At 37.9% G+C, this 22079-nt stretch carries 22 protein-coding genes and 1 riboswitch; of the genes, 5 read left to right on the plus strand and 17 right to left on the minus strand.

Features of this window, described 5'->3' with window-relative positions:
- Positions 1–30: 30 nt before the first annotated feature.
- From AC4G3N_RS14450 to AC4G3N_RS14460, 3 genes are all read right to left on the minus strand, one after another.
- Positions 31–753: an amino acid ABC transporter ATP-binding protein gene (locus AC4G3N_RS14450; RefSeq protein ID WP_148631073.1), complete on the minus strand. Its 723-nt coding sequence runs from the start codon at positions 751–753 to the stop codon at positions 31–33.
- Complete coding sequence (locus tag AC4G3N_RS14455) at positions 750–1406, minus strand: amino acid ABC transporter permease (RefSeq protein WP_066108002.1); 657 nt, start codon at positions 1404–1406, stop codon at positions 750–752. The genes AC4G3N_RS14450 and AC4G3N_RS14455 overlap by 4 nt, the downstream gene beginning before the upstream one ends.
- 71 nt (positions 1407–1477) lie before the next feature.
- A complete protein-coding gene (locus AC4G3N_RS14460) occupies positions 1478–2296 on the minus strand; it encodes a basic amino acid ABC transporter substrate-binding protein (protein ID WP_066108005.1) in 819 nt (272 codons plus the stop codon).
- Between the two features lie 247 nt (positions 2297–2543).
- On the opposite strand from AC4G3N_RS14460, the gene AC4G3N_RS14465 reads away from it, so the two are divergent.
- Both AC4G3N_RS14465 and AC4G3N_RS14470 read left to right on the plus strand, forming a co-directional pair.
- Positions 2544–3398: an STAS domain-containing protein gene (locus AC4G3N_RS14465; RefSeq protein WP_066108008.1), complete on the plus strand. Its 855-nt coding sequence runs from the start codon at positions 2544–2546 to the stop codon at positions 3396–3398.
- Between the two features lie 200 nt (positions 3399–3598).
- Positions 3599–4663, plus strand: a complete 1065-nt coding sequence (locus AC4G3N_RS14470; protein ID WP_066108011.1) for an AI-2E family transporter — start codon at positions 3599–3601, stop codon at positions 4661–4663.
- Positions 4664–4730: 67 nt separating this feature from the next.
- Here the strand turns inward: AC4G3N_RS14470 and AC4G3N_RS14475 are convergent, their stop codons facing one another.
- Both AC4G3N_RS14475 and nadE read right to left on the minus strand, forming a co-directional pair.
- Positions 4731–7490 carry a GTP-binding protein gene (locus tag AC4G3N_RS14475; RefSeq protein WP_139892676.1) on the minus strand — a complete coding sequence of 920 codons (2760 nt, stop codon included), beginning with the start codon at positions 7488–7490 and terminating at the stop codon, positions 4731–4733.
- Positions 7491–7818: 328 nt separating this feature from the next.
- A complete protein-coding gene (gene nadE / locus AC4G3N_RS14480; protein ID WP_066108014.1) occupies positions 7819–8637 on the minus strand; it encodes an NAD(+) synthase in 819 nt (272 codons plus the stop codon).
- A 374-nt stretch (positions 8638–9011) separates the two neighbouring features.
- On the opposite strand from nadE, the gene AC4G3N_RS14485 reads away from it, so the two are divergent.
- From AC4G3N_RS14485 to AC4G3N_RS14495, 3 genes are all read left to right on the plus strand, one after another.
- Positions 9012–9542, plus strand: a complete 531-nt coding sequence (locus AC4G3N_RS14485; RefSeq protein ID WP_148631075.1) for a DoxX family membrane protein — start codon at positions 9012–9014, stop codon at positions 9540–9542.
- A 167-nt stretch (positions 9543–9709) separates the two neighbouring features.
- Positions 9710–9754: riboswitch (PreQ1 riboswitch) on the plus strand.
- Between the two features lie 7 nt (positions 9755–9761).
- On the plus strand, positions 9762–10247 hold the full coding sequence (locus tag AC4G3N_RS14490) for a QueT transporter family protein (protein ID WP_066108019.1): 486 nt from the start codon (positions 9762–9764) through the stop codon (positions 10245–10247).
- Positions 10248–10403: 156 nt separating this feature from the next.
- A complete protein-coding gene (locus AC4G3N_RS14495; protein ID WP_066108023.1) occupies positions 10404–10838 on the plus strand; it encodes a ferritin-like domain-containing protein in 435 nt (144 codons plus the stop codon).
- 81 nt (positions 10839–10919) lie between these two features.
- Here the strand turns inward: AC4G3N_RS14495 and AC4G3N_RS14500 are convergent, their stop codons facing one another.
- The 12 genes from AC4G3N_RS14500 to AC4G3N_RS14555 all read right to left on the minus strand — a co-directional run bounded on the left by AC4G3N_RS14500 (position 10920) and on the right by AC4G3N_RS14555 (position 22035).
- Positions 10920–11627: a DUF4352 domain-containing protein gene (locus tag AC4G3N_RS14500; RefSeq protein WP_140462189.1), complete on the minus strand. Its 708-nt coding sequence runs from the start codon at positions 11625–11627 to the stop codon at positions 10920–10922.
- Between the two features lie 181 nt (positions 11628–11808).
- Entirely contained in the window at positions 11809–12609 is an 801-nt protein-coding gene (locus tag AC4G3N_RS14505; protein ID WP_066108029.1) for a DUF368 domain-containing protein, read from the minus strand.
- Positions 12610–12835: 226 nt separating this feature from the next.
- Positions 12836–13816 carry a quinone oxidoreductase family protein gene (locus tag AC4G3N_RS14510; RefSeq protein ID WP_140462188.1) on the minus strand — a complete coding sequence of 327 codons (981 nt, stop codon included), beginning with the start codon at positions 13814–13816 and terminating at the stop codon, positions 12836–12838.
- Between the two features lie 19 nt (positions 13817–13835).
- Positions 13836–14645, minus strand: a complete 810-nt coding sequence (locus AC4G3N_RS14515) for an enoyl-CoA hydratase/isomerase family protein (protein WP_375138420.1) — start codon at positions 14643–14645, stop codon at positions 13836–13838.
- A complete protein-coding gene (locus AC4G3N_RS14520) occupies positions 14630–15397 on the minus strand; it encodes an SDR family NAD(P)-dependent oxidoreductase (RefSeq protein WP_140462187.1) in 768 nt (255 codons plus the stop codon). Before AC4G3N_RS14520 ends, AC4G3N_RS14515 begins: the two co-directional genes overlap by 16 nt.
- A gap of 1 nt (position 15398) precedes the next feature.
- Positions 15399–16145 carry a 2-phosphosulfolactate phosphatase gene (locus AC4G3N_RS14525; protein ID WP_139892678.1) on the minus strand — a complete coding sequence of 249 codons (747 nt, stop codon included), beginning with the start codon at positions 16143–16145 and terminating at the stop codon, positions 15399–15401.
- 1 nt (position 16146) lies between these two features.
- On the minus strand, positions 16147–17217 hold the full coding sequence (locus tag AC4G3N_RS14530; protein ID WP_181162050.1) for a phosphotransferase family protein: 1071 nt from the start codon (positions 17215–17217) through the stop codon (positions 16147–16149).
- Between the two features lie 32 nt (positions 17218–17249).
- Positions 17250–17648, minus strand: coding sequence for an acyl-CoA thioesterase (locus AC4G3N_RS14535; protein WP_066108042.1), 399 nt, complete (start codon positions 17646–17648; stop codon positions 17250–17252).
- A gap of 132 nt (positions 17649–17780) precedes the next feature.
- Entirely contained in the window at positions 17781–18350 is a 570-nt protein-coding gene (locus AC4G3N_RS14540; protein WP_140462210.1) for a TetR/AcrR family transcriptional regulator, read from the minus strand.
- A 36-nt stretch (positions 18351–18386) separates the two neighbouring features.
- Entirely contained in the window at positions 18387–19997 is a 1611-nt protein-coding gene (locus AC4G3N_RS14545) for a long-chain-fatty-acid--CoA ligase (protein ID WP_140462209.1), read from the minus strand.
- 33 nt (positions 19998–20030) lie between these two features.
- Positions 20031–20810: an SDR family oxidoreductase gene (locus tag AC4G3N_RS14550; protein WP_139892681.1), complete on the minus strand. Its 780-nt coding sequence runs from the start codon at positions 20808–20810 to the stop codon at positions 20031–20033.
- Entirely contained in the window at positions 20788–22035 is a 1248-nt protein-coding gene (locus tag AC4G3N_RS14555) for an acyl-CoA dehydrogenase family protein (protein WP_139892682.1), read from the minus strand. Before AC4G3N_RS14555 ends, AC4G3N_RS14550 begins: the two co-directional genes overlap by 23 nt.
- Positions 22036–22079: the final 44 nt, after the last annotated feature.

Raw genomic sequence — 22079 nt, forward strand, 5'->3', positions numbered from 1 at the left:
TCAGGGACTGCTATTGCAGTCCCTTTTTCATTATAAAACTTTACTCAAAAACAGCTTTGTTCGATTGTGCTGCGGATTTTCAAATAAACTGGTCGGTTCATTTTCTTCAACGATATATCCATCATCCATAAAAACAACCCGATCTCCCACCTCACGCGCAAATCCCATTTCGTGTGTAACAACCACCATTGTCATTCCTTCGTGCGCAAGCTCTTTCATAACCTCAAGGACCTCTCCAACCATTTCCGGATCAAGTGCTGAAGTTGGTTCATCGAATAACATGATTTCCGGCTCCATTGCCAATGCACGTGCAATGGCGACCCTTTGTTTCTGACCACCTGACAATGAATCTGGATAAGCATTTTCCTTATCTAATAGACCTACCTTTCGAAGGAGCTCCAAACAATGTTTTTTTGCTTCTTCATCAGGAACCTTTTTCACCTTGGTAGGTGCCAGCATTAGATTTTCCAGTACCGTTTTATGAGGAAACAAATTGAAATGTTGAAATACCATTCCTGTTTTGGTTCGTACCTTATTAATATCAATTTTTTTATCGGCAAGATCTACTCCATTTATAATGACATGTCCGTCCGTTATTTGCTCCAGTAAATTTAAACAACGAAGAAAGGTGGATTTCCCTGAACCAGAGGGACCTATCACTACTACAACTTCCTGAGGTTCAATCCTAATAGATATATCTTTTAATACCTCATTGGATCCAAAGTTTTTTTTCAAATTCCTAACATCTATCATTTTGTCTCCATCCTTCTTTCCAATCGATTTAATAACAAGCTAAGAGAAAGCGTAAGGATGAGATAAATCACAGCGGATGTTAAATAAGGCTCCCACACCCGATAATATTCAGTCGCCATAGCTCTACCCCAATACGTTAATTCTGGAGCTGCGATAACAGCGGCTATAGATGACTCCTTAATCAATACAATAAACTCATTACCCAGAGGCGGAATAATGCGCTTAAATGCTTGTGGTAAAATAACGTACCTCATAGCCTGTCCATGAGACATCCCAAGCGACCTGGCTCCCTCCATTTGTCCCGAATCAATCGACTGAATGCCTCCTCGAAATATCTCAGCTATGTATGCAGCTGAATTTAATGAGAGGGCAAGAATAGTTGCGAGTATGGCATTTGTCTCTCCTGTCAATGCTGGTACAACACCAAAGTGAACTAATAGGAGTTGGACAAATATTGGAGTCCCACGAAAAAAAGCAATATAGCAATTTAGGGGAATAGATAACCATTTCCTTTTGGTCAATCTACCAAGACCGATTAATAACCCAAGAATCGAACCTATTAAAATACCAGCTATTGAGAGTCCAATTGTATATAGTGTTCCTTTCATTAACAATGGAGCATAAATTTCAATAATATCCCACCTGAAATCCACATCTGTTCCCCCTTAGACAAAGATTGCGTAGCACAGCAACACCTGTGATACGCAGTCCTCTCACACCTTTATTATTTCGATTGCTGAGCTTTTAATGTTTCAAGATCTGGATCGACTCCAAACCATTTTTTATAGATCTCAGTATATGTTCCATTTTCTATAATTGCTTTTAAAGCTTTATCCACGGTAGCCCTATCTTTACTGTCCTTCGGAAACATTAAGCCATAGTATTCATTGTCAAATGCATTTGGGTCTTTAACTACCACAAACTTATCCTTAGGATTATTTTTTGCGTATTCCTCGACAACTCCATTATCAGCTACAACAGCTTTTGCACCGCCTTTTTTCATATCCATAATCGCCAGTACAGTTGTTTCAAACTTCTTGATGTCTTTATTATTTTTGCCTACTACCTTTTCAACCGCAAATTGACCTGTCGTACCAGCCTGAACAGCAATTTTCTTCCCTTTTAAATCCTGTGCAGATTTAATATCGCTGCCTTCCGGGACAAGAATTTTATTGGTTGATAAAAAATATGGAACAGAGAAATCATATGTTTTTTTCCGTTCATCATTTATTGAGATCGCTGACATCCCAAACGCTGCCCTTTTGTTTTTAATCTCGACAAATAATGGATCCCATCCTACATGTTCAATATTCACTTTAAAACCGGCTTCCTTCGCCACAGCATTCACAATATCAACGTCAAAACCAACCAATTTACCTTCCTTCTGGAATTCAAATGGTGAATATGCCGCATCAGTCACGACTCTCAACGTCTTATCTGTACCGCCTTCACCGCCGGCACTCTCTTCCTCTTTCGAACCGCAAGCTGCAATGACAGTAATAATAGCTATCATAATAAACATAAATAATGATTTCTTTTTCAAAATGACGCCCCCTCTTGTTTTCTATTTTAAATATTCAGAAAAGTCTATGAATAACATTATAAGGTTGCTTACAAGAATACGCAATTTAATTTTGATTTTTTTGTATTTTATGACACTAAAAGTCAAAACTACAAATTCCTTTAAAATAAACCATGTTTTTCTTCCAAAAATAGTAATTAATTAATTGTGTTTTTCTCATAATACACGCAAAATATTGAATATAGAATGGTAAAGAAAAGAGGTCATTATGGAAACTAAATCAAAAGCCTTATATGATTATTTGATTACTCATTCAGATGAAATAATTGAAGATTGGTATTCACTAATGCCGAAGAGTACTGAAGCAGATTATTCTCTTAACGGATCTATCCATACAATTAATGCATTAAAGAAGCAGTTTAAAGAATATTTGTTTTTAATAGCAAACAGCTTGTTTCAATCAGAAGAAGAGAGAGATTATATAATAAAAGAACGCACATTATCTATTGCAGAGGTACGCCTTGAATCCGGTACACCTCTAAGTAATTCTATTAATGCTGCCGGGCTTTTAAGAAGAGTTATATGGAAGTACACCCAAAAATTTATCGATATTACCAGCTTGGATATTACCTTTAAAGATATTTTTTTCTGGGAGGAAAAGTTTAATTCTACAATAGATCAACTTACACATAGCTATACAGAAAACTATACAAACATATTGATAAAGCGAATCCACTCACAATCCAACCTAATCAATGAGTTAAGTTCTCCTGTGATTAAATTGACTGAAAATATCGGATTACTGCCGATAGTGGGTGATATTGATTCCACCAGAGCCAGAGCTATAAACGAAAGTACCCTTCAGCAAAGTGCAGACAATCAAATCTCCAAATTAATTATTGATTTATCAGGGGTTTTTATCGTTGATACTTTGGTAGCACACCGCCTTTTTCAAATGATAGAAGCACTCAAATTAATCGGTGTAGAGGTAATCATGACAGGAATTCGTGCCGAGGTGGCACAAACAAGCATACAGCTTGGAATTGATTTTTCATGTATCCAAACAGAAAGCAGCGTAAATCAGGCATTTACTAAATTAGGTATTATAATTAAAGAACAATAATTTTTCATCATCGATGATGAAAAATTCACCAAATTAATATATTAGAATATTAAACAGCGGTTATCACTTTATTATTATGATAATCGCTGTTTGTTTTCTCAGGTTATGTGGTGCCAACTATTTACCAGACATTTGATTAAAACTAAACTTATTATGGGTATAGTTGTGAATACATTGATTATACATTTGGGGGATGCTCTATGTGGTTTAATAAACCTTTTTATAAATATGCAACCGGCACTATTTTAATACTAATCATTATCTATTTATTAGGGAAGATTGATTACTTTATATGGCCTTTTCAAAAACTGATTATAACCATCTTTTTTCCGATTTTAATAGCTGGGCTTTTATATTATATATTGAGGCCGGTCGTTCATTTTTTGAGTAAGTATATGCCGATTACTATCAGTATACTTCTCATTTATGCAGTAATCGGCGGAATGGGTTATGCTACTGTCCATTTCTTGGGGCCCGTCATTGTTTCTCAGAGCGAAGAACTCATCGATAAAATACCGGACAGAATAGAAACAATCACATCCCAGTCAAAGGAAATTATAAATGAGAATGCCGCCTCAACCTATTTTTCCGTAGACAAGCTCACTCAATACGGGAAAGAATATGCGGATAGTTTTCCTAAAGTATTATCCGATCATGCTGTAACCATATTTTCGACAGTTACGAGCATAGTCACTGTACTTTTAATTGTTCCCTTTATTGTTTTTTATTTTCTTAAGGATGGGCATAAACTCAGACCCTTTTTATTAAAGCATATCCCTGCTAATGTAGAGGACGAGGGCAACAGAATTTTAATGGATGTTGATAAAACCTTATCCACTTATATCGTCGGTCAATTTATCGTTGCAATAGTCGATGGCATCCTTATGTATATTGGATATCTAATTATTGGGCTTGAGAACGCATTAATTTTAGCTATTTTTGCAACGTTACTGACCGTTGTACCTTTCCTTGGACCGTTCCTTGGAACCATCCCTGCGATTATATCAGGTCTATTAATCAGCCCATTTACAGCCTTTAAAGTTCTGATATTATTAGTCATTGTCCAGCAGCTTGAGGGTCATCTCGTTACACCTCAGGTAATGGGAAAACGTCTGGATATCCACCCGCTGACGGTCATATTATTGCTGCTTGTAGCGGGTTCCTTATACGGATTTATAGGAATTCTCATAGCTATACCTACTTATTCAGTAGTAAAGGTTATTGTTAAAAATTTCATTAAATTCTATAAACTGCGAACATCTTAAAGCTCCTAAACTTCACATAAAAAAGGTGATTCAGGATGGCTTAACCACCATCCTGAATCACCTTTTTTTACCTTGAAATAGTTTGAACTTCTTTTTGGCCAATTAAAATCCATTCGTATTGTCGTAATCGCAATTCGTATAGCTTTAATGGGTCACGATACAATTCTGGCTGAGAACGCATCTTCTCAAGTACGCCATTATGTTCAGCAATTTTCTCATTCGTATCTGACATTGCACCATTCATTACTTCTGTCGGATCTGCAAAGAACATTGAAACATCTCGAGTAATCGATTTTTCAAACATATCAAATTGCAGCAGGAATTTATCTGCAATCAATTGAGCAACCTCTGTATAATCCTGTGTTTCAATCAACGTTGTATATTTATTGTACATAACACTTTTATTCGCAATCGATCCGAATAACATGCCTGCACTCTTCAATAATAATTGTTGCGGTGTGTGGCGAAGCAGTATATTAATGGTCTCCATTTGTACACCGCTCGTCATTCGGTTTGCATCCCTGCGCCAGTCATCCAGCACTCTGAAATCACATTCCATTTTCATTCGTTCTTCCTGATAAATGGCATTGAAGCCTTCAGCCATTTCTTTTAAATAAGCCTGACTCTCTTTTAACTCTACTTCCGCTTCGGTAATCCAATCCTTTAAGGAATAAAAATACTTAGGCAAAATCGTATTCTCCAGGTATTCCTGAATCCGTACATTCATTTTCTCATTTAAGTCTATATGAATCTTGCGGAAATCACTGTCCTCTGTAATTAAATCTTTGCTGGCTCGGAGAATTTTAGGTACCGCCGCCTCCACATCAAGGCGAATGGCTTCCTTCCTTTGTTTAAACGTCTTACGCAACAATACTGCTTTTTCTTTCTCCAAATCCTCCATCTGATTCTTCGCACCATTTAGTTTTGCTAAAAGGTCCTCATTCCAATGAATGGATTCAATCAAGCTTTCTTCCCTTTCCAATCGTTGGTCCAGCAAGCTTGATATAGTCTCACGTACAAAGTGAAGCAGCTTAGCAGTACGAGCGCTTTCCTTATATTTGCTTGTTAGATTCATTTTAATAAATTCAGCAAAATCTGAAAGCTGCCTATTGCTTCTATAATGAGCAGAATGAGCAAAAATTGTAGCATTTGGCAGGTAAGGACTGATTCTGGACCAAGCTTCATCCACTATACGAATAGCCTCCTGATCATTGTGAACAAGATCCATTTTATTTAATAAGAAATGAATTGGCAGATCTGGCACTTGTTCATGAAGGGCCATAACAATTTCGCGTTCTTTGTTTGTAAATGGATCATTTACATCTAATACAAGTAAAAGACCATCTGCCATATTCAAATAACGGCGTACTTCCTGGATTTTATTATTTGCAATACTGAATCCGGGAGTATCGATGATTGCTATTTGATTTTCGGCCAAGAATTGACTCGGAAGATGGTATTCAATGATACTTGGCTTGTTATCAACAAAGTTTCTGTTTGAAACCTTATCTTCAAGTTCCTCTAAATTTAGTGGATTAATCGAAGAGTCTGTCACTTCCATTATGCTTTCTTCTTCGGCATTTTTAAACATGATAGCCGATGAAGTTGGTTTATCAAATAACTCTTCTCCTAAAATAGAATGAATTAAGGCAGATTTACCGCTACCGCTAGTTCCGGCAATCATAATATGCTGTACATTTACATCTAATAATTCATCAATAATCCATTTTTGTCTTTCGCTGACAGATAAATTATTTTGATTTGCCCATTGATCAATTTCCTCAAATAATCGAACGCTATCCTCCAAGCCATTCCGGTTATTTTCAGCCTGCATTAATACTCTCTCTGCATGATCAATATCTATTTGACCTATCATACCAGGAAAATTATCGTTCCATGCCAATATAGCAGAAGAAGCTAAAAGAGCATGCTTCCTATCTGTTATGCGAATCCAGTTACGTAATAAACTTGGTAATAAGCCCTTTAATGTTTTTAATAATTTATGTCCATTAATTAATTCGAAGTAACCCTCTTTAAATAAGAAAGATAAATCTGACCATGGTTCGGGATGAACAAGTTCCAGATCCTGCAGTAAATCATTAAATCCCTGAACCCATTGCAAATATGCCGGTTCGCCCTTATAGCTGTTCCAAAGAGATACTGCAAGTTGTTCAAATTGACCGCTATCTATGGAATAGAGCTTATGTAATACTTGGTAAAAATAGCCAGGTTCCATATTTTTCGTTACACCCTGATCAATATAGGACTGCAGAACATCATACCAAAGCAATGACTCCGTACGGATGGATTCATTTACTGCAAGTTCAACTGCACTATTCCAATCACGTTGCTCTTCAAAGAATGAACGTGCTATTTCTGTTACTTGAGAGTCATCTGGATTCAACTTAACTACCTTTTTAATCGTTTTATCAGCCAGTTCAGTTTTATCCAATTTCGTATATAGAGCAAATAATTGCAATCCAACTTCGGTATTCAATATAATCGAGTCTGATTCGATAGATTTATATAGCTCTTCAGCGTTTTTATACATAGCCATTGCAAAGTAAGCATCCGCCATATTCTTTATAGCCCAAGGCGCCAGGTCATTGCTAACCTTTTCCCATTTAAAAATGGATGTCTCATAGTCTTTATAATGGAAATAAAGCTCTCCCTGAGCAAATCTAAGCGTTGATAGCTCAGGCAATTCCTTTTGTTGTTCTGCCAAAAATTCTTCACTTATTATAAGCAACGGATTCGCCGCATTATCGTTTGTTAATAAGGTTTTATATAAGGACTTTTCAATCAAGTTATTTTCATTATTCATCATACGACCCCTCCCTGGTTCTCTCACACAAATTTGTTCAATAGAATAGTTTATAACTTATATAGTGTAATAAAATTTGATTGCAAAACGGTTTCGGTAAAGTTTCATCTTCAATACAATATGATAGCAAAATGGAACATTTGTCATATTTGAAATAAATATATTAATAGATTATATCCTATACCCTCAGAAAATTAACTAAAACAATTCGTGTTTTTTATTTTTCTCCAATTAATTATACCAGTATATCGTTATCTTAATCACGATTCATTTCACCTTACAATAGAATAAGCCCATGATTATGAAAATCACAGGCTTACTTTTTGGTTAGTTATTTCCACCAATTATCGTGAATGGATGCAGGCATTTGACGTTTGTGTTCTGTTTTTAAATATTGTTTTTCAATTTTTAATGCAGCTTCAGCATCGACTTTACGGCCTTCCAAATAGTCGTCAATCGTATCATATTTTAAGCCAAGCTCTGTTTCATCAGCTTGCTGCGGTTTATTATCCAGCAAATCGGCAGTCGGCTCTTTCATATAAAGTCTTTCCTCAGCTCCCAATTCTTTAAGCAATTCTCTGCCCTGGCGCTTAGAGAGACCCGATAAAGGAAGAACATCAGCTCCGCCGTCTCCATATTTTGTATAAAAACCTGTCACTGCCTCAGCAGCATGGTCTGTACCTATTACCAGAAGTCCATTTTGTCCACCAATGGCATATTGCGCAATCATACGAAGCCTTGCTTTCACATTCCCTTTATTAAAATCGGTTAATGCTTCATTAGTTGCTTCTTTGTATTGATCTGTAATGACATCGACAGTAGACTTGACATTAAAAGTAATACTTTCATCTGGTTTAATAAATTGCAGAGCACGCTGAGCATCATCTTCATCTTGCTGTACTCCATATGGAAGTCTGACAGCAATAAATTTAGCCGCAACCCCTTCCTCACGCAGTTCTTCCACAGCCATCTGAGCCAGACGTCCTGCCAATGTAGAATCCTGACCACCACTGATTCCTAGAACAAATCCTTTTGCTCCGCTCTTCTTTAAGTAACTTTTTAGGAACCCAACTCTGTCTTTGATTTCTTCTTTAGGGTTTATTTCCGGTTTAACATGTAATGCTTCAATAATAACTGATTGTAAGCTCATTCCCATTCCTCCTTCAAACACCTATACTATTATTTTCCTTAAATGTTCTCTTTCTAACCTTTTATCATTAAATATATTTTACTCTTATATATAAATTTTTAAATAGCTCATTTAATTAAGAGTGTTATTTTTCATTCTAATACAACACTAATTGGTTCATTATGTAAAAGTTTGTGAAGGAACGAACAATATCACGTTTGTAAAGTTGTTTTTAGTATTAACTTAAAAGGTTCACATATTTTTGTACAAAAAAAGAAACACAGGGATAATGCACCACATTATCAAGCATATGGTATATAAATAAGGTATAGAAAGTTACTGGAACTAAAAACCGCGGATTAGAGCCAGTTAAATCCATATGGGAGTGATTTAAAATGATGAATTGGTTACGAACTAATAAATATGCCTCCGGACTATTATTGATTATAAGACTGTATCTTGGTTATGAATGGATGATTCATGGATTTGAGAAAATTAAAGGCGGAGCATTTGATGCATCCGGATTCCTTGGAAATATTGTTGCTAATCCTGTAACTGGGCCAGACGGAGGGGCACTGTATCCGATTTATGGTTCATTCATTGAAAAATTTGCGATTCCTAACGTAGGGTTAATCAACATCTTAATTCCATGGGGAGAATTTCTAGTTGGGCTTGGGTTACTGCTTGGTGTCTTAACAACTACAGCTGCCTTCTTTGGATTATTAATGAATTTTATGTTTTTATTTGGCGGAACAGTATCTACTAACCCGCTCTACATCATACTGGGAATGGTTATTCTTGTAGCAGGTGCAAATGCCGGCCGATTCGGTGGAGACTATTACGTTCTTCCCTGGATTCGTAAAACTATCTTCAAAAAGGATGACATAAAACCAATCAATACAAAAAAATTAACTCCAAGTCATTAAACTAACGATTAAATAAGAGACGACGCCGAGATTTCTCTCGGCGTCTTTTATTGATTTATGCCAGTCGATCATAACTATACGATGATGTTTTGGCCATGATCCAACTACAATCCTTTGTTGACTAGGCATCTTATTATGCTTATGATTATTTGGTGTCTTCGGAAATACTAAACGTGGTTCGTAACCATCCCACGATAAAAAACTAAGGGAGAGAAAAAAATGAATATTAGAACGCTTGCTGTAAATGGAGTTTTGGCAGCCTTATATATTGCTGTCACTATAATCGTACAGCCAATCGCATTTTCGAACATTCAGTTTCGAGTACCTGAAATGTTCAATCACTTGATTGTATTTAATAAAAAATACATGTATGGGATTGTGATAGGAGTATTTATCTCTAACCTCTTTTTCTCATCAATGGGTGCATATGATTTAATATTTGGTGTTGGCCAATCCATACTAGCATTAACAATCACCATTCTAACCTTCCGATTTGTCCGCAATATTTGGGCAAGGATGGCTATTAATACATTCGTTTTTACTTTTACCATGTTCTTAATTGCTATAGAGTTAAATATTGTTTTGAAACTTCCTTTCTGGTTTGCATGGGCAACAACCGCAGCTGGAGAATTAGCAGTCATGACAATTGGTGCTCCAATTATGTATGCTCTCAATAAACGTATTAATTTCTCAAAATTAATCTGACTTAATAATCCAAGCTTGGTCCTTTATCGGATCAGGCTTTTTATTATGTAAAAATATTCCCTGAACATTTCAAAATCCTGCCACAAAAAAAATGCTTAATATGTAGTAAAGTAGGGTACATTTGAATTATAGAATATAGAAGGAGTGGATTATAGAATGGAAAAAAAATTAAAAGAATTAATAGATGGTTTAAATGAAGATCTAGCAAACGAATATGCTGCATCAATCATGTATTCTAGCTATGCGGCAATGGTTTCTGGTTTATACAGACAAACACTGAAACCTTTCTTTGAAGGTGAAATAGCCGATGAACAGGGACATGCTTTATATCTTGCAGAAAAAATCAGTACATTGGGTGGAACACCAACTGTAACACCAGCAGAAGTTAAACAAACCACTGATGTTAAGGTAATGCTTGAATCTGCCTATCAGGCAGAAAAAGATACAATAGATCGCTACGAAACACGCAAGAAACAAGCTGAGGAATTAGGCTTAACTGAATTAGTTGTCAAACTAGAAGATCTTATCTCCGATGAAACAGGCCATATGGAAGAGATTGGCCGCATTCTTAGTGACTCCAGATTTGATTAATTCTTAACAATCTGCAACATGTTTAACACAGGGATAGAACCGTGATTCTGACAAGCAGAATTACGGTTCTTTTTATAGCTATTACTTCGGTAATGGGATTTCAAATTCTGTCTTTTTACCATTAAATAAATCTTTACCTTCACTGTTTAGGAATGGCCCAAACTCCAATTTTAAATTTCGTGTAATTAAGAACAAATCCTTGTCTATTAAAAAGACATGAAGCTTTTCACTAGATGTTCCGGCAGCAATTTCTCCTTGTTGGCTCGGCTCCAGATTTGTTTCTGGCAGATAGGTTATTTGATTATCGTTCCCTCTTAAAAAAGAACGAATGGATTTAAATATTAATGGTTGTTTGAAATTGTTCACAAGCTTTATTTTCATGGTAAGTATGATACTGTCTCTTTCATTTAAATTTTTGAACTTTGATTTAGTTTCCTCTGATGGGGTTATCTCAGCATACTGTATACCTTCTAACGTAATGATTACGTCCTCAATATTTTTAGTGTCATTCATTTTTAAATTTTCATATAGTATCTTTTTCACACCCATATTGCCAGAAGTAAATCGATCTTGATACACCTCAGAGGATACAGATGGCTCTTCTCCTTTTGATGCCACGCCATTTTTTGTTTCTTTATCTTCGGTACCTTCTTTATTATCCGTACTTACATCTTCTGTAGTTTGATTCTTTTTATTATCCTTATTTATCGTCTCTTCTTTTTCGCTTCCACATGCTGATACTCCTAAAATAAGACATGCCAAAAATATAAACCTCAGTCCCTTTTGCACGATTCAACCTCCAATACTTTTTATTGTAAAATTGTAGTTAATCTATACATTTGCTTATGTCTTAATATTCTAAGCATAAACGCCCTTTTCCTATCTATCCCACATAATTGTTTTAACAGTGCAGTCGAAACAAAATAAAAAAGGATTGTCCGAGACAATCCTTATACTTTCTAGTCAATTATTACTTCGTAAAAATTTTCGTTACCAAAAGACCTGCCACAAAAGTTATACAACATAGCAGTATAGTACCTATTCCTGTTGGCAATCCAGGAACGATTACAAATATAGATCCAATAATCAACCCCATTATGACTGCAAACGTCATATGTGGATATGCCCTCAGTAAAAAGCTAATTGCTTTACTGCTCACAATAAAGCCAACCACTGCTCCAGCCCCTACAAGTATAATAATTGTAAAGTTTAAATCTGATAAAGCAGAAATAACAGTTGAATAAACACCGAGCAACAATAATATAAACGAGCCACTAATACCTGGAAGCAGCATAGCCATACTTGCAAGCCAGCCGGAAAAGAATAATCCAAGCCCAGATAAAAGCGTTACATCAGATATAACAACAGATTCATTCGGCTTCAGGAAACCTAGTGCTGCCATCATGATCGCGACCAAAACGACAACCACAAAATGCTTTCCTGTAAAGTGTTTTTTCACCTCTGCCTGTCTTATAATAAATGGCAGTACACCGATGATTAACCCTACAAAAAAGAATTGTGTCGGTTCATGATGATGCTCTAGCAAATAATCAATCAATCGGCTAAACGTCAGTATAGTAAACCCCATACCGATTGCCAGTGGCAATAAAAAGCCCAGATACCTTCTCCAATCACGGCTAAAAAAGCCACTGATTGATAATAATAAGCGATCATAAATACCTAATATAAACGCTATGGTTCCTCCACTTACACCGGGAATTAAATCACTGATTCCCATTAACATACCACGATATATGTTTTTCCATTCCATTATCTTCAGTCCTTATTTTTTTATTTCACTATAATAGTTTACAAAATAAGAACTAGTAAAAACAATGGCACATAATACAAATTTAATGATGTTTCTTTATTCCATTAAAATGGATATAAGATAATATCAATATAACAATATCAAATAATGTCACATTTATACTTACTCTTATTATAATAAAAAACAAGCATGCTAGAACTGCATGCTTTGCGAGAATATCATCACCTTAACGACGAACCTGGAGTATTACCTTTCCTGTTGTTTTCCTCGATTGCAGTAGCTCATGTACTTTCGCTGCTTCCTCAATCGGATGGACTTCACCTATTATTAATTTTAATTTTCCCTCTTCTAGGAATGAAAAGAGATCACGCATGCTCGGCAACAGCAATTCTGGTTTTCTCATAATTTGCGGAAGAAAGAATCCAATGACCGACTGGTTTCTCGCCATTAAGGATGAGGGGTGCATCACGGCCTGTTCTCCGCTTGCGACACCATATATCACCAATCTCCCGAACGTAGCTAAGCATTTCAGTGTCTCCTTAAAAACATCACCGCCAGCCATTTCGAGCGCCACATTAACTCCACGGCCGTTTGTCGCTTCCAGCACGTCTTTATACCAACCCTCTTTTGTATAGTTGATACATACATCAGCTCCCAGAGAACGTGCAAGCTCCAGCTTTTCTTCCGTGCTGGCAGTTGCAATTACCTTACCGGCGCCCATTAATTTAGCCAATTGGACTGCTAAAGTCCCAACTCCTCCAGCTGCTGCATGAACGAGAACGGTTTCACCCTCTTGCAATTGCCCCATTGTTTTTAAAATATGGTAGGCACTCAAACCTTGAAGTGGGAGGGCGACCGCTTCTTTTAAATCCAGTTCTTCTTTCAGGAGAATTACGGACCGAGCCTCTGCAACAGCATACTCAGCATATCCTCCAGATTCAATCAGCGTGACCACTCTTGCTCCAATGTTTACGTTTGTCACTTCTGAGCCAGTTTCGACTACAACCCCGGCAACTTCTGCTCCTGGCACAAAAGGAAGTTTGGTTGGTACAACATATTGGCCTTCGCGTCTGGCAGTATCTGCATAATTCACACCAACTACATGTATTTCAATTAATACTTCATATGGACCAGGTTTCGGCCTATCTAATTCGACCATTTTTAATACTTCTGGTCCTCCGTACTCAGTAAATTGAATGGCTTTCATAATACATACTCCCTTTCTCTTATTTGCCGGTAAACTGCGGCTTTCTTTTTTCTTTAAATGCAGATACACCTTCTTGATGATCCTCCGTGGCTATCATCATCGTTTGAGTGATACGTTCTCTCTCTAGGACATCTTCGAGAGTAGCCGTAAAAGAATAATCAATCAGTTTTTTCATTTGCCCATATGCTTTTCCTGGACCATGGGATAACATAGTCGCATATTGAATCGCCTCATCACGCAAAGCTTCCAAAGGTACAAGTTTATTAATAACCCCAAGTTCATATAAACGTTCTGCTGGTATAGGTTCAGCTGAAAAGAAAAATTGTTTCGCCAAATGCGGACCAACTAAGCGTGGAAGAAAATAGGAACCTCCTGCATCCGAAATAAGGCCAACCTGTGAAAAACTTAAAACGAACTTACTTCCCTCAGCGGCCACAATCAAATCGGAGGCTAGCGCCAAATTAAAAGCGGCCCCTGCCGCAAAACCATGTACCGCAGCAATAATAGGAGTTTCAATCTCCTTCATCGTTAAAATACATTCATTTATGACTCCTAAATACTCGTAGGTAGTAGCTGCTGATTTGGTTCCCATCGTTTTTACATCTCCGCCGGCACTAAACGCCCGGCCTGCTCCGTTTAAAATAATCACTTTCACATTAGGATTTTTATCAGCTTTTTTTAATTCACTAATTAGTCCTGTTATCATTTCCGGACTAAAAGCATTCAAGCTTTCAGGTCTATTTAATGTTAATACTAATACTGAACCTATTTCTTTTATTAATAAGTGTTCCATCATCCATCTCCCTTTCTCTTTTAAGTGATCATCCATCCCCCATCGACCAGTACATCTGTACCAGTCATGTATGAAGCTTCACTCGATGCTAAAAAGGCAATAACATTGGCTATTTCCTCACTGGTTCCTACTCTTTTCAATGCTGTGTTGCGTTCTATTGATTTCACAAACCGTTCATTCGTTAAAGCCCATTCTGTCAACGGTGTTTCAACAAATCCAGGTGATACGGAGTTTGCACGGATACCATATGGGGCCATTTCAAAAGCAAGTGCCTTCGTAAAATTCAACACAGCTGCTTTTGCAGAACTATAATGAGGTATATGAGCAGCAGCCTTATGGCCAGATAGACTCGCTATATTGACAAATGCCCTATTACCTCCACGGTTAGCGTGCTCCATCATAAACTTTCCAAGTATTTTTGAAACTAAAAACACACTCTTCAAATTCACTTCCTGAACGATATCCCAAGCCTCTACGGCCGTATCCATTATTTTTGATTGCACTGAACCACCTGCATTATTGATGACCACATGCAAGTCCATAAAATGATCCTCAATAAAATCTAACAACGCGGTTACTTCCTCTTCTTTCGTAACGTCGGCCGCAAAACAGGTTGCCTGGATATGATGGCTTTGATTATTAATTTCATCAACAACACTTTCAAGCTTTTCTAAGGTTCTTCCAACTAGAATGACATTTGCTCCTTCTTTAGCCAAACGCAGAGCTGTAGCCTTTCCTATCCCGCTGCCACCGCCAGTGATCACGGCAACTTGCTCATGAAATCGCATCCTATACCTCCTTTTTTACCGTTAATATAACGCGATTATTTTTAAACACAGGAACAATCTCATAACATCCACTTGTACTTGATAACAGAAGATCTTCCTTTAATCCGTATTTGGTTAATAGCAATCCAACTCTGGATGCCGCCAGAACTGAGTATGAATTAGATGAATGGCTGTCATAAAAAGCCAATGCAGCTTTTCCAGCGTCATTCAGCTCAATCCCTTGATTGGTTCTGCAGGTTATATTTGCAATTAAATGGCCGGCACCATAGAAATCCTCTAGGCTGAATTCTCCTGAATTTCCTGAACAAATCACGACAATAGTTTCATCCTTGCTATCATTCAGTATCGCCTGTGCCACGGCAGCATTATTAAGCAAGGAGGATATATACACTAGATTTGCATATGCCGCTTTATGTAGAGCCACTGTGCCGTTAGTAGTTGAAAGAATCAAGGTTTTACCATGGATACGCGTGCTAATTTTAACCGGTCCTGGATAAAAAAATCCATCGATTGGTTCTGCATGTAATTCCCCAGCCATCAAGGCTTGTCCGTTCTCAAATTGTCTGCTTACTTTAATAGCTTCGTCCTGATTTAGAACGGGAATAACCTCTGTTGCTCCATTCTGCAAAGCTGTTACAATCGTGGTTGTGGCCAGGAGAATATCTAGTACAACAGCTATCTTGTTGCCTGAGGCCAGTTTTTCTGGTGATATATCTTCCTTGGTCAGCAAGACATGAACTTTCAGCATCTTATTGATTCCTTGTAAGTGAATAAGCATGCTCAATCAATGTTTTTACATACTTATCAAAGCTGGCAAATCTCGGATCCTTTGTTTGGCCATTATGATAACGATAGTAGATTTGCTGACAAATCCCCGCTAATTTGAAATAGGCAAATGTTAAATAGAAATTCATATTGGAGACATCACGGCCGCTTTGTCTTGCATATTCTGAAATAAATTGTTCCCTTGTATAAAATCCATCCCAAATCGTAACAGATGGCTTCCCCAGTCCTTTCTTCAATACTTCAGAATCGTCCCCCTCTGCCCAATAGCTCATAGCTACTCCAAGATCAGCGAGCGGATCCCCAACCGTCGTCATTTCCCAGTCAAATAGACCGACCATTTCCGTTCCATCCTCATTAAAAATCGCATTGTTCAATTTATAGTCATAATGAATAATTGAAGCATCACATGAAGCTGGAATATGATCGACTAACCACTTTTCTAATTCTTGTATATTTGGAATATCATCTGTTTTTGCTCTTTCATAACGTGCTATCCATCCATTTGTCTGTCTTTCCATAAAACCATCAGGCTTGCTGATTTCCTTTAATCCAGTTTCCTGATATGAAATGCTATGAAGCTGAACAAGCCGTCCTACCATTTCCCGAGATAAGTTTTGAAAGAGTTCACGGGAAGGTTTAATGCCTTCAGGGACAGAAGTATCAAATACAATACCTTGCTTTCGTTCCATAATAAAAAACGGACTCCCTATAACATGTTCATCATCTGAGTAAAGGATTGGTTTTGGAGCCGGACTGAAAAGAGGATGTACTTCTGAGAGGATGCTGTATTCCCTTTGCATATCATGGGCTTTTGGAGCTACAGGACCTAGCGGTGGTTTCCTTAAAACAGCTTCCCATGTTCCTATTTTCAATTGATAGGTTAAATTTGAATGACCTGCCGAGAATTGTTCAATTTCCAGGTTTCCTTCTGGCAAATCGTTAATCTTACTCCGCAGAAATGCTTCAAGTACATGCTGCTGCAATTCTTCTCCGCTTCGTACGGGAATCGTATCTTTACTAACTCTTTGGGTCATGTCTATCCCACCTCTTTCAAAAATCGGACTCATTAAACAGCTTCGACCAGCCTCAACAGTTTCTCTTTTAGCAATTCAGGAATCGGTTCACTTTCCTGTTTGTCAAAATTAAACTGAACAAGGATGGCAGTCCCTTTGGCAATCGGGTTACCGGTTTGGGCACAGTAAATATCATGTTCAAGCTGAAAGCTCTTTGTCCCCACTCTGGATACAGTCGTGTTAATTTTTAATATTTGATCAAAATAGGCTTGAGAGAGGAAATCACATTTAGTCGAGGCCAAAATGAATGACCAATTTCTTATTTTCAAATCCAGTTCCATTTCTTTCAAAAAATGAAGACGAGCTTCCTCGAGATAAATGAAATAACTTGTATTATTCACATGACCAAGTGCATCTGTTTCCGAAAAACGGACGGTTACCATTGATTCCATAGTGGCCTCCTTTTACCCATTCACAGCATCCCGCCATATTTACACCCTGCTGTATAACTCGGAAGATATTCGTAATCTTTACACCAATCAGCTCCAATTAGGCAATTTTATTCAAAAAAGGAGAGTGTGATCCTACTCCCCTTTTTCAATTCCTTTCATGATCATCTCTACAAACATGTCTGCTAATTCATGTTCAGAAATAACACCTTCAGGGTTAAACCACTGATAGCTCCAGTTCAATATTCCAAGAATACCAAATGTGATAATGGTAGGATTTAGATCTGAACGTAACTCCTCTGTCTTTATCCCCTGCTTAATTAAATCTTCAATATTAAAGCGAAATTGATCACGCTTTGGCAAAATCTCTTCCAGCTTATCTTCGGATAATAGTTTCATTTCCCGGAAGTACACCTTTGCACTTAAACCTTGGGTTCGAATATCACTCACTAGTAAATACGCTATATCGTGTATTTTTTGTCTACAGGTTTTCTTCGAGGTATTTAGGATCGCTTCCTGTCTTTCAATTAATCCATTAATATAATCGAGATGAATATTCATCAATAATTCTTCTTTACTTGCAAAATAGTAATAAAAGGTTCCCTTTGTAACTCCCAAAGAATCAACAATATCCTGTATGGATGTTTCTGCAAAACCCTTTTGTTCAAATAAAGAAATGCTGGTGTTCTTAATTTTTTGTTTCATCATCAAGACCCCAGTTCGTGTGTATTCATGTCACCCTTACTTTGTTTCGACTTCTTCCCTCAGAGCCCGGCGAAGTATTTTTCCAACATTTGTTTTTGGTAATTCATCACGAAATTCTACAATTGTCGGCACTCGATAGGCTGCCATATTATTTTTACAATATTCCATAATCTCTTTATCCGTAGCTGACTCATTCGCTTTTAATACTAAAATTGCTTTGACTGTTTCTCCGCGATACTCATCCGGAACTCCTATTACAACAGCTTCCTGTACGGATGGATGTTCATACAGGACTTCTTCTACATCACGAGGGTAGATATTATAACCGCTTGCAATGATTAGATCCTTTTTACGGTCAACAATCGTTAGATATCCATCTTCATCGATCCTGGCAATATCCCCTGTATATAGCCATCCATTGCGGAGAGCAACAGCCGTTTCTTCAGGCATATTCCAATAGCCTTTCATAATCTGCGGACCTTTGACAATTAATTCTCCCAGTTCGCCAACCGGGACTTCCTCCACCCCTGTAGCTACATCCACGATTTTACAATCTGTAGATGGGAAGGCAATTCCGACTGTTCCAGGTTTACGAACACCAAAATCCGGATTACAATGCGTAACGGGTGATGCTTCCGAAAGACCATAACCCTCCAAAATCTTAGAATCCGTTTTTGATTCATATTCCTTCATTAATTCCATAGGCATAGGAGCACTTCCGCTATTGGAAATTTTTATGCTATCAATCCCATATTCCTTTGCTTTAGGATGAGCGTTGATCGCCACGTACATGGTTGGTACGCCAGGGAATATAGTTGGCTTCTCCTGTTTTATGGTTTGAAGGACCTCTTCTAAATCAAAACGGGGTAGCAATATGTTTTCACTCGCCATTAATATGCAATTATTCATACAGGCCGTCATACCAAATACGTGGAATAATGGGATGACAGTCAGATACCGTTCCTTCCCCTTATTTACCATCTTCTTGTAAAATTCCTTTGTTTGATAGATATTGGCAACTAAATTACGATGAGTGAGCATGGCTCCTTTCGATCTCCCCGTAGTGCCACCTGTATATTGGAGCACAGCAACATCATGACTCGGATCAATAACTACTGGCTCTACTGGCATGACTGTTTCAGAGATAAATCGCTCAAATGTCCAATCATCTCCAAATTCTGTCCCGGATGGCTGCAGGCTTACTACAATAATATTTTTGAGATTCGTAGTAGATTGAACCGCTTTAACAGTTTGATAGAATGCATCCATGACAACAATCGTTTCAGCATCGGAATCCTGCAATATATATTCCAGTTCTCTAGCTACTAACATGGGGTTGATTTGTGTGACAATTCCTCCCATCGATAGGGCCCCATAATAGGCAATCACATACTGAGGACAGTTTGGCAGCATTATTGCCACCCTATCACCCTTTTTAACATCATTATTCTGAAGTGCTGCGGCGAAGCGATTGGATGTCCCTAAAAGTTCCTGATAGGTCATTTTTCTTCCAAAAAAAGATAGGGCATTGTTTGTGGGGTAATGGATTGTCGTTTCATGAAGAATGTCTGGCAGTGATTTGTTCGGAATTTCGATTTCAGATGCAATACCTTCCGGATATTGCGTAAGCCAAGCTTTCTTTTTCATATTTTCCATAGTCAAATCTCCTTCATCTTTTATTTAAACCATGGCGTGTTTTCCGCCATCAACTACCAATACCTCACCTGTTATATAATTGGATGCAGCAGAGGCTAGGAATAAAGCAACTCCCTTGAGGTCTTCATCATTTCCAAGCCTTCCAAGCGGTGTCATATATTCAATTGCATCTTTTCCGCGTTCGAGTAAGACCTGAGACATTTTGGTTGGGAAAAAACCAGGTGCGATTGCATTAACATGAATATTATGTTTCCCCCATTTCACTGCCAAATCCTTTGTTAAAGTAAGGACAGCTCCTTTGCTGGCATTGTACCCAACAGTATCCATCATGTCAGCTTGAGTTCCACCGAGCCCCGCAACTGAAGCAATATTGATTATTTTTCCTCGCTTCTGTTCCATCATCACCTTTCCCACTGCCTGGGACATCAGGAAGGTACCTGTCAAATTAGTATTGATAACCTTATTCCAGGCTTCAAGCGGCATATCCAATGCAGAAGCTCCCCATGAGGCACCGCTATTGTTGACAAGAATATCAATATCTTCAAATTTATCTAGTGTTTCTGAGACGACACTATGAATATCTTCCGCATTCGTGATATCACATTTTAAGGCCAAGGTTTCAACTCCATATTCTTTATTCAGATGATCTGCTACCTCGGTGCAAGCCTCAATCTTGCGTGAACATAGAACAATATTTGCTCCCGCTTCTGCCAAACCCTGTGCAATATGGGCTCCAAGCCCACGTCCGCCTCCTGTGATAATCGCTGTCTTACCGGTTAAATCAAACATTTGTAAAACGTTCATGATCAGCTTGTTCCTCCCCTAGATATTTTTTAAGCTCTAGCTTGGCAATCTGTGCACGGTGAACTTCATCGGGTCCATCAGCTAATCGCAATGTTCTTGCATTTGCCCAATGAGCTGCCAAAGGATAATCCTCTGAAACTCCTGCTGCTCCAAGTCCCTGTATAGCCCTGTCGATAACCTTCAAAGCCATATTTGGAGCAACGACTTTGATCATCGCAATCTCGGCCTTCGCTTTTTTGTTCCCAACCGTATCCATCATGTAAGCTGCTTTTAAAGTTAATAATCTTGCCTGCTCAATTTCAATTCTTGAATTTGCAATCCACTCTTTTATTACACCTTGATTAGATAGCGGCTGCCCAAAGGCAGTTCTTGTTTGAATGCGCTTACATAATATTTCTAGTGAACGCTCTGCTGCCCCAATCAGCCTCATACAATGATGAATCCTTCCTGGACCCAGCCTTCCCTGTGCTATCGCAAATCCCTTTCCCTCTCCCCAAATTATGTTCTCAGCGGGTACTTTAACGTTTTCATATGTAATTTCTCCATGTCCATGAGGGGCATGATCATAACCAAAAACAGGAAGCATTCTTTCGATTTTTACTCCTTTTGAATCAAGAGGTACAAGAATCATAGATTGCTGTTCATGCCGATCTGCCATTTTGTTCGTCTTCCCCATCACAATTGCAATTTTACATCTTGGATCTCCTGCGCCTGAAGACCACCACTTGCGGCCATTGATGATATAGCCATCTCCATCTTTTTCAATACTTGCTTCAATATTCGTAGCATCTGATGAAGCGACATCTGGCTCGGTCATTGAAAAACAGGAACGTATTTCACCAGCTAATAAAGGCTTAAGCCATTCCTCTTTCTGTTCAGCAGACCCATACCTTTCTAATACTTCCATATTACCTGTGTCAGGAGCACTGCAATTAAACACTTCAGGGCCGATTAATGAGCGTCCCATTATTTCACATAAAGGTGCATATTCCAAATTGGTCAGACCAGCACCATATTCACTCTCAGGCAGAAATAAATTCCAAAGCCCCGCATTTTTAGCTTTTGATTTTAAGTCTTCCATAATCGGAGGCACCAGACTCCACCGTGATTCTTGCTCATTTAACTGAACCTCATATAATCCTTCATTAGGATATACATACTTATTCATAAAATCACTTAACTGTCTCTCCAAGTCAATCACCTTACTCGAATAGGAAAAATCCATTCCTTCACTCCTTTCACATACTGACCGGTAGGTATTGTTAATTA

It is taken from the genome of Bacillus sp. z50, from assembly GCF_058313585.1.